This is a genomic window from Bacillus sp. JJ1764, from assembly GCF_036962145.1.
Taxonomy (GTDB): Bacteria; Bacillota; Bacilli; order Bacillales; family Cytobacillaceae; genus Neobacillus.
Window position 1 is genome coordinate 1 of sequence record NZ_JBALNY010000116.1, and the last position, 14,643, is coordinate 14,643.

The following is a 14,643-nucleotide window of genomic DNA, read 5'->3' on the forward strand; positions in this document are numbered from 1 at the left end:
AGACAATAGGGGCTAGCATGTAGAGAGAAATATCTTTCATAAGGCGGATGAAAGACAAAGAGGAGCAGCATGTAGAGAGAAATGTCTTTCATAGGGTGGATGAAAGACAATAGGGGCTAGCAAGCAGAGAGAAATGTCTTTCATAAAGGGGATGAAAGACATAAAGGGGCAGCAGGTGGTAAGGACTGTCTTTCATGAAGTGAATCAATCCCCCAACAAAAGTAATTGTCATAATATTAAAAGAAGATTTATAATTACCTAAAGGTTTCTAGTTGCTCAAGGGGGACATAACGGGTGGAAAAAAGTATAGTACTAATCGGGTTTATGGGAGTGGGGAAAACTACCATAGGAAAATTAGTAGCCGAGCGGCTCAATTACGATTTTATAGATACAGATGAAATAATTGCAGAGGAATTCAAACTGCCAGTATCGGAGATTTTTAAAACATTTGGAGAGAAGACTTTTAGAGAACGTGAAAAAAGTCTTATCTCAAACTTATGTAAAGAAAACAATAAGGTGCTTTCCTTAGGTGGTGGAGCTTTTCTGCAAGAAGACATAAGAAGGGTTTGCCTTTCAACAACGACTGTTATTTTTCTGGAAATTTCCTTCGAAAATTGGAAAGATAGATTAGACTTAATTATAGATAGCCGCCCTATTTTGCAAAATAAGACAATTGCAGAAATGGAGGAGCTCTATCATTTTCGGCAAGAAATTTACGCGAATCATCATCTGAAAATAAATACAGATGATCAAACACCTGAAGATATTACCAATCAAATCTACAATCTATTACATTCATCAAGGAGTCATTTATGATAAAAAAAACAATAACCGTAAAGAATGTAACGCTTGGTGAAGGACGGCCTAAAGTATGCGTGTCTATGACAGGGAAAAGTCAATCAGAATTAATTCAAGAAGCTGAATATTTTAAAACACTTGATTTAGATTTGGTGGAATGGAGGGTTGACTTTTTTGAACAGTTCGAGGATTTGATCAAGGTTAGGGAAACACTTCAGGAAATTCGAATAATCCTATCCAATCTGCCTCTTATCTTTACATTTAGGAGCAAAAAAGAAGGTGGAGAAAAGGAAATTTCCTCGCAATATTATGTGGAGTTAAATACAACAATAGCGGAAACGTGTCTGGTAGATTTCATTGATATTGAGTTATTTAATAATGAAAGAACCGTTAAGACATTAACTGATACTGCACATTCAAATGGTGTATTTGTCATCATTTCTAACCATGACTTCTCAAAAACACCTCCGAAAGAAGAAATTATCGAACGGCTTTGCAAAGCACAGGAATTCGGGGCGGACATTCCGAAGATTGCCTTGATGCCTTCAGACGCCGCTGACGTTTTGTCTTTATTAGAGGCCACTAATATATTTAATGAACAATATTCTGACCGCCCGTTCATTACGATTTCTATGGGGAAGCATGGAATCATCAGTCGTGCTGCGGGAGGAATGTTTGGAGTAGCCATGACGTTTGCCGCAGCAAAAAATGTCTCTGCACCCGGTCAAATCCCAGTTAGTAAATTAAAGGAAATTATAGAAATATTCCATTGAAGACGCTCTTCTTTATTTCGAAGGGTGTCTTTTTTTTCAACATTCGGCTTTGACACTACTGAAATCATAAAAAATAGGAGGCCAGCATTTTACCTAAATTCAGTTATTGATTAGGGAGCTAGGGTTTATGCAAATATGCATAAAATGTGTATAATCTGACACCCGATGATGAAAGCGTTACCAAAAGAAAAAACCTTAATTTAAGCAAAAAAAATCAAAAATATTATGATTTATAATTGAATAATTATATACATGTATGTATAATAATTCATTAAGTAAGCAATATAGGAGATGAACAATGTGAAAGCGGCAATTATTGGTGGAACAGGTTACGGCTCCGTTGAATTAATTAGGTTAATCCAAAAGCATCCGTTATTAGAAATCGGAACGGTGGTTTCTAATTCTCAAGCAGGGGCAAGCTTCAGTGAAATTTATCCTCATCTTTCAAACGTTGTTGAGCAGCCACTTGAAGCATTTAATCCAGATCAATTATGTGAGGAAAATTCAATCGTATTTTTGGCCACTCCTTCGGGTGTGAGCAGCATCCTAACTCCACAGTTAATTGACCGCGGAATGACATGCATCGATTTATCCGGTGATCTCCGGCTTAGATCACCAGAAGTCTACGAAACTTGGTATAAACACCCGGCTGCAGCCGAACAGTATTTAAACAATGCGGTTTATGGTTTAAGTGAGATTTACCCTGAGAAAATTAAAAACGCTAATTTAATTGCAAATCCCGGTTGTTATCCGACAGCCACACTCTTAGGGCTTTTACCTATCATCAACTCAAACCTGGCAGATTATGAATCTATCATTATTGATGCAAAATCGGGAGTGTCCGGTGCTGGAAGAGGTCTATCGCTGACTTCTCATTATGCGGAAATTAACGAAAACATAAAGGCATATAAGCTAGGAGCACATCAGCATATTCCGGAAATTGAGCAGGTTCTTTCAGACGAAAAGGGAGAACCGATTACGGTTACATTCACCACTCATTTAGTTCCAATGACACGGGGAATCATGTGTACCATTTACGTAAAACTGACAGAAAAAGTAATAACAAGTAAGGTCCATCAAATATATACTGAATTTTATAAAAATAAGCCGTTTGTTAGGATCAGGCCGGAAGGAATTGTACCAGCTACAAAAGAGGTCCTTAGCAGTAATTTCTGTGATATTGGTCTGCATGTTGATGAACGGACTAATAGGTTAACGATTATTTCTGTAATTGACAACCTTGTGAAAGGGGCTGCAGGTCAGGCGATTCAAAACGCAAATATAATCAACGGCTGGGATGAAAGAACTGGTTTAATCGATATTCCATTATATCCATAGGTACGAGCGAATGACGTTTAGATTTTTAATAAACAAGGGGTTTGAATAGGGGGAATTAAAATTGACACAAGCAACGACCAGCAAAGAAATCGTTATTTTAAAAGATGAAAGTGTTACATTACCGAAAGGGTACAAAGCAGGAGGTATGCATTGCGGAATTAAACGAAAAAAATTAGATCTGGGTTATATCGTATCAGAGGTTCCTGCTGTTGTTGCAGGTGTCTATACCACGAATACTTTTCAAGCTGCACCATTGCTGGTAACACAGGAGAGCATCGCCAAAGAAAATAAAATCCAGGCGATCCTCGTAAACTCTGGAAATGCCAATGCCTGTACAGGTGAGCAGGGGGTAAAGGATGCGTTTGCTATGCAACAGACTTTTGCCGAGAAACTTGGTATTGAAAGTCATTTGGTTGCCGTAACATCTACAGGGGTTATTGGTGAATTACTCCCAATGGAGCAAATTAATACTGGTTTGCAGCAAATTCTCGATGTAGAACACGAAGCTAAGGAAAATTTTCTCCAGGCGATCTTAACTACAGATACAGATGTGAAACAAATTGCTGTTCAAATAAAAATCGGTGGCAAGACAGTAACCATTGGCGGAGCTGCCAAGGGATCAGGAATGATTCATCCTAACATGGCAACCATGCTTGGATTTGTCACTACCGATGCAAATATCGCCCAAGAAGATTTATTAGCTGCACTACGAAATATTACCAATCAAACCTTCAATATGATCACCGTTGATGGAGATACAAGTACGAATGACATGGTTCTGGTGATGGCAAACGGTCTGGCTGAAAATGATCTTCTAACCAAAAACCATCCTGACTGGGTGATTTTCGAAGAAGGTCTAACAATCGTTTGCGCGTCTCTAGCAAAGAAAATTGCCAGAGACGGTGAAGGGGCAACTAAGTTAATCGAAGTTCAAGTAACAGGGGCCCTAAGTAATGAAGATGCCAGAGCGATCGGTAAATCAATCATATCCTCCAATCTTGTTAAAACGGCGATTTATGGGAAAGATCCTAACTGGGGAAGGATCGTAACTGCGATTGGCTACAGTGGGGTTGCTGTTGTGCCCAACTTGGTAAATGTTTCTTTGGGAGCATTCCGTGTTTTTGAAAATGGTTTGCCAATCCCAATGGATGAAAAGGAAATAAAGAAATATCTAGACTCTGAAATAATAACGATTCTGGTTGAATTAAACCAAGGTAAATATACAGCAACAGCTTGGGGATGCGACTTAACTTATGACTATATAAAAATTAATGCATCTTACCGCACTTAAGGAGGAATTCAGCATGAACTACTTAGTGATTAAGTGTGGAGGAAGTGTGTTAGATCATCTGCCAAGGTCGTTTTACGAGGATATTGTAAAAATGCAGGAAATCGGAGAATGGACACCAGTCATTGTTCATGGTGGAGGTCCCCTGATTACTTCTTTATTAAATAATTTAAACGTAGAAACAAAGTTTGTGAACGGACTCAGGGTAACGGACCATCAGGTTCTCGATATTGTTGAAATGGTACTAAGCGGTTCAGTCAATAAACAAGTGGTTAGAAATCTTGTCGAAGTAGGCGGCAGTGCTGTGGGGGTCAGCGGGGTGGATGGAGGCCTTTTAAAGGCAGTGCCAACCGCTGATGCAAAAACACTAGGATTTGTAGGAGAAGTCGTTGAAGTAAATCAAACGATCATTGAAGGTATCATTCAGCATGGGCATATTCCTGTAATATCACCAATAGGAATCGATGACTTTGGTCAACGCTATAATATTAACGGCGATATCGCAGCTTCCGCAGTAGCAAAAGCATTAGGAGCAAAACTATGCTTTATCAGTGATATCCCAGGAATTTTGGTCGAAAAAGATGGGATGAAAACGAAGCTCGATAAAGTTTCCAAGACCATCATTGAAGAAATGATTGAAGATCAAACGATATATGGAGGAATGATTCCAAAGGTAAAGGCGGCAATTGATGGTCTTGTTCATAATATCCCGGAAGTTGGAATCATTAACGGATTTGAAAAAAATAGCTTAATAGACTACTCAAAAGGTAAAACAGTTGGAACCAAAATTGTGTTAGAAGAGGGGATCGCGTAATGACAGTCAATAATACTATCTCCCAAATCTCTCCGGTCATGTCAACATATGGTCGGTTTCCTGTCACACTGGTAAAGGGAAAAGGAAGCTATGTATGGGATGACAATGGAACGAAATTTTTGGATTTTACTTCTGGAATTGCGACATGTAATTTAGGCCATGTCCCAGATGTTATAAAAGAAAAAGTGGAAGAGCAACTACAAAATCTTTGGCATTGCTCCAATCTATATCACATTCCAAATCAGGAACAGCTTGCAGCGATTCTAGTTGAAAATAGCTGCGGTGACCAGGTCTTTTTTTGCAACAGCGGTGCCGAAGCCAATGAGGCGGGAATCAAATTAGCAAGGCGTTATGCTAATAAAGTAAAAGGTACAGGTTCACCGATTGTGGTCACCTTCCAACAATCATTTCACGGAAGAACCATTGCAACTTTAACTGCGACTGGCCAGGAAAAAATCCAACAAGGGTTTTCACCGCTTGCGCCTGGATTTCACTACCTGCCATATAATGACACGAATGCCCTTGATGAGCTCATTGAGTTGAAGCCAGCAGCCGTTCTGCTTGAACTTGTTCAAGGTGAAGGCGGCGTCATCCCTGCAAATTCTGACTGGGTAAAAAAGCTCGACCTACTTTGCAAACAAAATGACATTTTGCTAATGGTTGATGAAATTCAAACCGGAATTGGCCGGACAGGGACACTATTTGCATACGAGCAGTTCGGCATCGAGCCTGATATCATCAGCATTGCAAAGGGGCTTGGTTCAGGATTTCCTATCGGTGCGATGATCGCCAAAGAAAAAGCGGCCAAAGGTTTTGAACCTGGAAGCCATGGAAGTACTTTTGGTGGGAACCCGTTAGCTACTGCTGCCGGACTGGCAACCATCACCTACATGGTAGAAAGTGATACCTTGGAAAATGCAAATACAATGTCAGAGTATCTAGACCAACAGCTACAACATTTGAAAAATACCTTTACTTTTATAAAAGAAATCCGCGGCAAAGGCCTTCTTAAAGGATTGGTCGTTGAACTTGATGCCTTGAACATTGTTCAAAAAGCCATCGGAAACAATTTGTTAATTTTAACAGCTGGTCCAAATGTAATTCGGATTCTGCCGCCATTAACAGTAACCAAAGAAGAAATAGATGAATTTACTAAATCGTTGGAAAAAACATTCCAAAGTATAGAGAAAGGCGAGTGAGAATGTTGAATCAGGGATATCTTACTTTGGAAACGGGAGAGGTATTTGAAGGGGTGCTAATTGGCGCCGACCAGGATTCTCTTGGAGAAGTAGTATTTAATACAAGCATGACCGGATATCAAGAAATTATTACGGATCCTTCGTACGCAGGACAAATTATTACATTTTGTTACCCAATCATTGGTAATTACGGGGTCAATACACTGGACGATGAAAGTATTTCCCCAGCTTTATCCGGGGTAATCATTGGGGATTTATGTGAAACTCCAAGCCATTTCCAGTCCATTCAAAAATTTTCCGATAAGCTAAAAGCCGCTGCTGTACCGGGAATTGCAGGAATAGATACTAGGAAGCTTGTGAAAACCATTCGCAGCCGAGGTACGGTTAAAGGCTATCTAAGCAAAACAAAACAGTTTAATTTTACTGGGGATAGTAAAGAACCGTTATGGGTGGATCAGGTATCCGCAAAAAAGATTCAATATTTCAAAAATAATGGACCGCATGTCGTGTTAATGGATTTTGGTTATAAAAAATCCATCCTAACTGCTCTCCAGGCAGAAGGATGTGCGGTCACTATTGTACCGTATAATACAACATTTGAAAAAATGAAATCGATCAATCCGGACGGTGTTCTCTTTAGTAATGGTCCTGGTGATCCTATGGAATTGAAAAAATGGTTTCCGGAGATTCAAAAAATCAGCCAACACTTTCCATCATTAGGAATCTGCCTAGGACATCAGCTAATCGCACTTGCTTTCGGAGCAAAAACAGAAAAATTAGCCTACGGGCACCGCGGCGGCAATCATCCGGTAAAAGAACTTGAGACCGGTAAAGTAAAAATTACCGCCCAAAACCATGGTTATGTTGTTAAGGATGAAAGCATTGACGAGAAAGTGTTTGATGTGACGTATCGGAATGTGAATGATCGTTCGATTGAGGGCCTGAAGCATAAATATTATCCGATTCGAACTGTGCAATTCCATCCCGAAGCCCATCCAGGGCCAAGTGATACCGAATATATTTTAAAAGAATTTGTAGCTCAGATCGCTTCATTAGGAGAGACACGTTATGCCGTTAAATAAGATGCTAAAAAAAGTACTAGTAATAGGATCAGGACCCATCGTGATTGGGCAGGCGGCAGAATTTGATTATGCCGGAACTCAAGCCTGCATCGCTCTTAAAGAAGAGGGCATTGAGGTCATTTTAATCAACAATAACCCGGCCACGATTATGACTGATGAAGCAATCGCTGATAAGGTCTATATCGAGCCGTTAACGACAGCCGTTATTGAAAAAATCATCCAAAAAGAAAAGCCTGATGGCATTATTGGGACATTGGGCGGTCAAACTGGCCTGAATTTAACCGTTCAACTGTATGAACAAAATATACTTGAAAAATACGATGTTGCTCTTTTAGGCACTTCAGTTGAGTCCATTAAAAACGGTGAAGATCGCGAACGATTCCGCAATCTGATGCTAAAAATTGGTGAACCAATTCCTGAATCAGCCATTATTCATACGTTTGAAGAAGGCGTACAATTCGTTAATGAAATTGGATTTCCAGTTATTATTCGTCCTGCCTACACCCTTGGCGGGGAAGGCGGCGGTTTTGCCAACAACCACGAAGAACTAGAGGTGGTTTTGAAAAAGGGGCTTGCTGCAAGTCCGATTCACCAGGTATTGGTGGAAAAAAGCATCAAAGGCTGGAAAGAAATTGAATATGAAGTAATGAGAGATGCTAATGATACTTGCATCATTGTTTGCAATATGGAGAACATGGACCCAGTCGGTGTCCATACGGGGGATTCCATCGTGGTTGCCCCTTCACAAACTTTGACTGATGTACAATATCAAATGCTTCGTGATGTATCCATTAAAGTCATCAGAGAGCTTGAAATTATCGGTGGCTGTAACATTCAGTTTGCTTTGCATCCTGAATCCAATCAATATTACATCATTGAAGTCAACCCAAGGGTCAGCCGTTCATCAGCCCTTGCCTCAAAGGCCACAGGCTATCCGATTGCCAGGATGGCTGCAAAATGCGCGGTTGGATATCACCTTGATGAAATTGTGAATCCAATAACTGGCACTACTTTTGCCTCCTTTGAGCCGGCGATTGATTATATTGTGGTAAAACTGCCGCGGTTCCCGTTTGATAAATTTCCTGAAGCTGACCGCACTCTAGGTACGCAAATGAAAGCAACCGGGGAAGTAATGGCCATTGATCGGACCTTTGAAGGTGCGTTAAACAAGGCGATCCGCTCCATGGAAATGAACGTATATGGTCTTTGCAGGGAAATCAACCATTCTTTATCAGAAAAAGAATTGTTTGGACTTCTTGAAATAGCCAATGACCAACGGCTCTTTATCATTGCCGAAGCGTTCAGACGCGGGATCAGCCTGGAGAGAGTTCAGCAATTAACCGAAATTGATCCATGGTTTTTACACAAAATTAGTTCAATCGTTGCTTTGGAAACGGAATTGGCTTCGTATCAATGGACCACTGTCCCAGCTTCTCTGCTGAAAGAAGCTAAACGAAATAACATAGCCGACAAGCTGCTATCACAAATTTATGAGGTTCCGGAAAAACAAATTCGAACGAAGCGAAAGGAACTTGGCTTGCTGCCGGGATATAAGATGGTTGACACCTGCTCAGCAGAATTCGATGCTGCTACACCCTATTATTACTCAACATGGCACGGATTCGATGAGGTGGAAACGACTAACAAGAAAAAGGTTCTCGTAATCGGTTCCGGTCCAATCCGTATTGGTCAAGGAATTGAATTTGACTATTGTTCCGTTCATGCCGCAAAATCCCTTAAGAAAAAAGGCTATGAAGCAGTTGTCATCAATAATAACCCAGAAACAGTCAGTACGGATTATTCTGTAGCAGATAGCTTGTACTTTGAGCCACTGGCTGCTGAGGATGTACTTCATGTAATCGAAAAGGAACAGGTAGAAGGAGTACTGATTCAATTTGGCGGTCAAACGGCGATTAACCTAGCCCGTGACTTGCAAGAGGAAGGGATTAAGATCCTCGGTACAACGGTTGAAAATGTAGACCGATTAGAGGACCGGAAAGAATTTTATCAGTTGCTTGAGGATTTGAACATTCCTCATATTGAAGGAAAAACCGCCTCCCATCCAGAGGAACTGGTTGAAGCTGCTTCCAGCTTAGGCTATCCAGTATTAGTAAGACCATCCTACGTTATAGGCGGTCAGTCCATGTTTACGATTTTTTCTGAAGAGGAATTGACTAGCTATTGTCAACAGCTTGAGAAAAACGCTCATGAAAAAATGTGGCCTTTATTAGTAGATAAATATATTCCTGGTCTTGAATGCGAGGTTGACGTCATCAGTGATGGAAAGCAAATCGTTATCCCGGGAATCTTTGAACATATTGAAAAAGCGGGTGTGCACTCGGGTGACAGCATTTCAGTGTTTCCTCCGATTTCTCTAACCGATGAACTAAAAGAGATGTTGATCGATTATTCGGAAAAGATTGCCATCACAGCTCCCGTTATTGGAATCATGAATATCCAATTTGTTGTTTATGAAAACACAGTTTATGTCCTAGAGGTTAATCCACGATCTTCAAGAACGGTGCCCATCATCAGTAAGGTGACAGGAATTCCGATGATTGAATGGGCAACCCGAATTCAACTTGGAGAGACCCTTTCAGATTTATCAAAGTATGTAGGATTACTTCCAGAACCAGAATATTTTTCTGTTAAGGCTCCGATCTTTTCAGCAGGAAAGCTAAAGGGTGTTGACCATGTACTTGGGCCGGAAATGAAGTCAACTGGAGAAGTGTTGGGTATGGCACTCAATTACCAGGAAGCCCTTTATAAAGCGATGCCACCTATGAGTAAAGAGCAGTCAGAGAATTATTTACTTTGCTCTATTTCAGATCGTGAAAAGCCAATCAGCCTGCCTATATTTCAAGGGCTTGCCAAAAGCTTTAAGCTAGCCGCAACAGAAGGGACAGCTGCCTATTTTCAAAGTAAGGGCATCCCTGTCGAAAAAATTGTAAAAGATGAACAGGATGTACAAGAGCTTTTCCGAAATCAAGCGATACAGGCTGTCATAAATACACCAAACCAGGGACGAAACAAATTGAAGTTTGGATTCCAAATCCGTGAGCAGGCAATCCGTTTTAAGGTGCCGGTTTATACTCACCTAGACACGGTTCAAGCCATAAAGGATTTGAAACCAACTTCCCTTTCATCTATAAACGTTTATTCGGTAAGCGAATTTTACCATTTATCCGAAAGAGGTGTCGTAAATGCTAGAATCCATTAATCTGCAGGAAAAAAATATAACTGAGCAATTCAATTTTAAAGGGAAAGACTTTTTACAGCTTTCCGATTTCAGTACAGAAGAAATTCTCTATATGTTAGAAGTTGCCTTAGAAATGAAAGGACAACAAAAGCAAGGTAAATCACTGCCTGTATTAAATGGTAAAGTGTTGGGGATGATTTTTGAAAAATCCTCAACCCGTACAAGGGTTTCTTTTGAAGTTGGCATGCTTCAGCTTGGAGGACATGCGATTTTCCTAAGTTCAAAGGATATACAGCTCGGCAGAGGCGAGAGTATATCTGATACCGCAAAGGTGCTTTCAAGATATGTGGACGGCATCATGATCCGTACCTTTTCACATGAATCTGTTGAAGAATTGGCAGAACATGCGACAATTCCAGTTATTAATGGATTAACAGACCTGCAGCACCCTGCTCAGGTTTTAGCTGATCTTTTAACGATTCTGGAGCATAAAGGCAAGCTAGCAGGATTAAAGCTTGCTTATGTAGGAGATGGAAATAATAATGTAGCGCACTCCTTAATGGAAGGTGCAGCAAAAGTGGGCATGAATATTAGTATTGCCAGCCCTCCAGGATATTTGCCTGATGGAGCGATTACGGAAAATGCGATTAAAATAGGTGAACAAACTGGCAGCAAGGTCGTTATTTCTAATGATCCACTTGAAGCCATTAAAGATGCAGATGTTATTGTAACTGATGTTTGGACCAGTATGGGCCAGGAAAAGGAAACCGAAAAGCGCCTAAACGATTTAAAAGACTTTCAGGTTAATGAAGAATTATGCAAATATGCAAAAGAAGATTTTATATTCCTTCATTGTCTCCCTGCCCATCGTGGTGAAGAGGTTACCACAAAGATTATTGACGGTATTCATTCAGTTGTATTCGATGAGGCGGAAAACCGCTTACACGCTCAAAAGGCAATTTTAAAATTATTATTAGGTTAATAGACTTTATTTTTTCGAGAATTTATGTATAATAATACTATCAAATGTATTTTAATTCATTTCTAGTAATAAGGAGCGTTATCATGACAAAGGAAAAAATTGTATTAGCCTATTCAGGCGGTTTAGATACTTCTGTTTCAGTTAAATGGATTCAAGAAAAATATGGCTATGATGTTATCGCGTTAGGACTTGATGTCGGCGAAGGCAAAGATTTAGAAGCGATCAAGAACAAGGCGTTAAATGTAGGCGCCGTTAAAGCCTATATTGTGGATGCCAAAGAATTGTTGGCGAAGGAATATATTTTACCAGCTTTAAAGGCTAATTGTTTATACGAAGGAAAATATCCATTATCCTCTGCGCTTTCCCGCCCACTTATTTCAAAACTACTCGTGGAGGTAGCGGAAAAAGAAGGAGCCCAGGCAGTTGCGCATGGCTGTACGGGTAAAGGAAATGACCAGGTGCGCTTTGAAGTCTCTGTTCAAGCGTTAAATCCAAATCTTAAAGTGGTAGCTCCTGTTCGTGAGTGGGGCATGACACGTGATGAGGAAATTAAATACGCCCAAAAGAATGGGATTCCAATTCCGGTTGATTTAGACAATCCATTCTCCATTGATGCCAATATTTGGGGACGTGCCTGTGAGGCAGGTGTGCTGGAAAACCCTTGGGCAGAGCCACCTGAAGCTGCATTTGATTGGACCAATCCAATTGAATTAACACCAGATGCACCTGAATATCTTGAGATTGAATTCGAACAAGGCGTGCCAGTGGCCTTAAATGGTGAAAAGCTCCCTCTTGTTCAATTAATTGAAACGTTAAACGAACTTGGCGGCAAGCATGGTGTCGGCCGTATTGACCATATCGAAAATAGATTAGTAGGAATTAAATCCCGTGAAGTTTATGAAAACCCAGCTGCCCTTATTTTAATTAATGCCCACAAGGAATTAGAATTTTTAACTTTGCCTCGCGAAGTCACTCAATTCAAAACCCAGGTGGAGCAGCAAATGGCAAAAATCATTTATGAAGGCCTTTGGTTTTCTCCATTAAAGGCTGCTCTTGATGCCTTTATTGAGGAAACACAAAAGGTAGTATCTGGTACAATTCGTGTTAAGCTTCATAAAGGGAATCATACTGTTGTCGGCCGTCAATCCGTCCACAGTTTATATAATGAGGAACTGGCGACATATACAAAAGGTGACGCATTTGATCATAATGCGGCTGTTGGTTTTATCAAATTATGGGGTCTGCCAACCAAAGTGTATGCTGAGGTAAATAATAAAGAATCTATTTTAAAATAAAGTCGGAGTGCCCTCGAAAATTGATTCGAGGGCAGTCTTCTTAGTATTAGGAGGAGTAATCATGTCTAAGCTATGGGGCGGACGCTTTACCAAAGAAACGAACAAGCTCGTCGAAGAATTCACTGCTTCGATTTCCTTTGACCAGAAGCTGGCCAAGGAGGATATCGCCGGAAGCCTGGCACATGTTCAAATGCTGGGCCAATGCGGTATTATCCCGTTGGACGATGTTGAAAAAATTAAGCAAGGCTTACTGTCTATTAAAGAAATGGTCGACCGTAACGAGGTTGAATTTTTGGTAGAAGATGAAGATATTCATATGAATATTGAAAAGCTATTGATAGAAAAAATTGGCCCTGTCGGTGGAAAATTGCATACTGGTCGAAGCCGGAATGATCAGGTTGCCACTGATATGCATCTGTATCTGCGCACAAAAACGCTAGAATTGATCACCTTAATGGAGGAAGTGCAGGGAGCCATTCTCAATCAGGCAAAGGAACATATCGAAACGTTGATTCCAGGCTATACACATTTGCAACGGGCGCAGCCAGTTTCATTTGCCCATCATTTAATGGCTTATTTCTGGATGTTTGAACGTGATAAACAAAGATTGACAGATTCCTTGAAACGGATTAACTGGCTTCCGCTTGGTTCAGGGGCATTAGCAGGCACCACCTTCCCGATCGACCGAGAACTCGTTGCGGGATTACTAGGATTTGAAACGATTTATCCCAATAGCATGGATGCCGTAAGCGACCGTGACTTTATTCTGGAATTTCTGTCCATCGGCTCGATTATCATGACCCATATTTCCCGCCTGTCGGAGGAATTGGTCATTTGGTCAAGCCAAGAGTTTCAATTTGTCGAACTGGATGATTCCTTTTGTACCGGTTCAAGTATCATGCCGCAGAAAAAGAACCCGGATGTGCCAGAATTACTGCGTGGGAAAACAGGCCGTGCATATGGCAATTTGATTGGGTTATTGACGGTATTGAAAGGCTTGCCGCTAGCTTATAATAAGGATTTACAGGAAGACAAAGAGGGCATGTTTGATACGGTAGAAACACTAGAAGGCTCTTTGAAGCTGCTTGCTCCGATGATTGAAACGATGACTGTGAAAAAAGACGTGATGCGCAAAGCGATCAATAATGATTTCTCCAATGCGACCGATATCGCCGATTATTTGGTTCGCAAAGGGCTTCCGTTCCGCGACGCACATGAAGTAATTGGGAAAATTGTTTTATATGCCATTCAATCTGGCAAGTTTTTGCTGGACTTAAGCATGGAAGAATACGAACAATTTAGTCCGTTGTTTGAATCAGATATATACGAGGTTCTTGCTCCAGAGCATGTTGTAGCTGTCCGTAATAGCTTTGGCGGAACTGCGCCGTCCCAGGTACTTGAGCAAATTAAACTGGCAGAGGCGAAATTGGAAAAATAAGTTGAAAGAATGCCACCCGCTTGTGTGATGCGGGTGGTGTTTTATTTTTCTACAAAAAATAGGGGTAATTCCACAAAATTAAAGAGGGATTCAACAAAAACAAATGGCATTCAACAAAACTAAAATTTAATCAACAAAACCTGGTACCGATTCAACAAAAACCAGGATGAATTCAACAAATTTAAATTAATTCAACAAATATTAGGGTGAATTCAACAATATCGGTGAATGATTCAACAAATAGAAGGAAAAGAAAGATTCATCGTAAATTACTTTAATATTGACATTTCAAACAAATTCAGATATTATTTCACTTAAATATTAAGAATTTAATGAAAAGTCAAATACATATCTCTTATCCAGAGCGGCGGAGGGACTAGGCCCTATGAAGCCCGGCAACCTTCAAGGTATTCCTTGAAAAGGTGCTAATTCCTGCA

At 40.5% G+C, this 14,643-nt stretch carries 11 protein-coding genes and 1 riboswitch; all 11 genes read left to right on the forward strand.

Features of this window, described 5'->3' with window-relative positions; all coding sequences use genetic code 11:
• Positions 1 to 294 precede the first annotated feature (294 nt).
• The 11 genes from V7083_RS16120 (at position 295) to argH (ending at position 14,206) form a co-directional block, all read left to right on the forward strand.
• Positions 295 to 816, forward strand: a complete 522-nt coding sequence (locus tag V7083_RS16120) for a shikimate kinase (protein WP_335479650.1) — start codon at positions 295 to 297, stop codon at positions 814 to 816.
• A complete protein-coding gene (aroD, locus tag V7083_RS16125) occupies positions 816 to 1,571 on the forward strand; it encodes a type I 3-dehydroquinate dehydratase (RefSeq protein WP_335479667.1) in 756 nt (251 codons plus the stop codon). The genes V7083_RS16120 and aroD overlap by 1 nt, the downstream gene beginning before the upstream one ends.
• A gap of 291 nt (positions 1,572 to 1,862) precedes the next feature.
• Positions 1,863 to 2,909, forward strand: a complete 1,047-nt coding sequence (gene argC, locus V7083_RS16130) for an N-acetyl-gamma-glutamyl-phosphate reductase (protein WP_335479652.1) — start codon at positions 1,863 to 1,865, stop codon at positions 2,907 to 2,909.
• 61 nt (positions 2,910 to 2,970) lie between these two features.
• Positions 2,971 to 4,200 carry a bifunctional ornithine acetyltransferase/N-acetylglutamate synthase gene (gene argJ, locus V7083_RS16135; RefSeq protein WP_335479654.1) on the forward strand — a complete coding sequence of 410 codons (1,230 nt, stop codon included), beginning with the start codon at positions 2,971 to 2,973 and terminating at the stop codon, positions 4,198 to 4,200.
• A gap of 13 nt (positions 4,201 to 4,213) precedes the next feature.
• Positions 4,214 to 5,011 (forward strand): acetylglutamate kinase, encoded by a 798-nt coding sequence (argB, locus tag V7083_RS16140; protein ID WP_335479657.1) that lies wholly within the window; start codon positions 4,214 to 4,216, stop codon positions 5,009 to 5,011.
• Entirely contained in the window at positions 5,011 to 6,210 is a 1,200-nt protein-coding gene (locus V7083_RS16145) for an acetylornithine transaminase (RefSeq protein WP_335479658.1), read from the forward strand. The genes argB and V7083_RS16145 overlap by 1 nt, the downstream gene beginning before the upstream one ends.
• 5 nt (positions 6,211 to 6,215) lie before the next feature.
• Entirely contained in the window at positions 6,216 to 7,292 is a 1,077-nt protein-coding gene (locus V7083_RS16150) for a carbamoyl phosphate synthase small subunit (protein WP_335479669.1), read from the forward strand.
• Entirely contained in the window at positions 7,279 to 10,512 is a 3,234-nt protein-coding gene (gene carB, locus V7083_RS16155; protein ID WP_335479660.1) for a carbamoyl-phosphate synthase (glutamine-hydrolyzing) large subunit, read from the forward strand. Before V7083_RS16150 ends, carB begins: the two co-directional genes overlap by 14 nt.
• Positions 10,496 to 11,473 carry an ornithine carbamoyltransferase gene (gene argF / locus V7083_RS16160; protein ID WP_335479662.1) on the forward strand — a complete coding sequence of 326 codons (978 nt, stop codon included), beginning with the start codon at positions 10,496 to 10,498 and terminating at the stop codon, positions 11,471 to 11,473. The genes carB and argF overlap by 17 nt, the downstream gene beginning before the upstream one ends.
• A gap of 83 nt (positions 11,474 to 11,556) precedes the next feature.
• Positions 11,557 to 12,768: an argininosuccinate synthase gene (locus V7083_RS16165; protein WP_335479664.1), complete on the forward strand. Its 1,212-nt coding sequence runs from the start codon at positions 11,557 to 11,559 to the stop codon at positions 12,766 to 12,768.
• Between the two features lie 61 nt (positions 12,769 to 12,829).
• Positions 12,830 to 14,206, forward strand: coding sequence for an argininosuccinate lyase (gene argH, locus V7083_RS16170; protein WP_335479666.1), 1,377 nt, complete (start codon positions 12,830 to 12,832; stop codon positions 14,204 to 14,206).
• A gap of 352 nt (positions 14,207 to 14,558) precedes the next feature.
• Positions 14,559 to 14,643, forward strand: a riboswitch (SAM riboswitch). This riboswitch is flagged as partial in the annotation.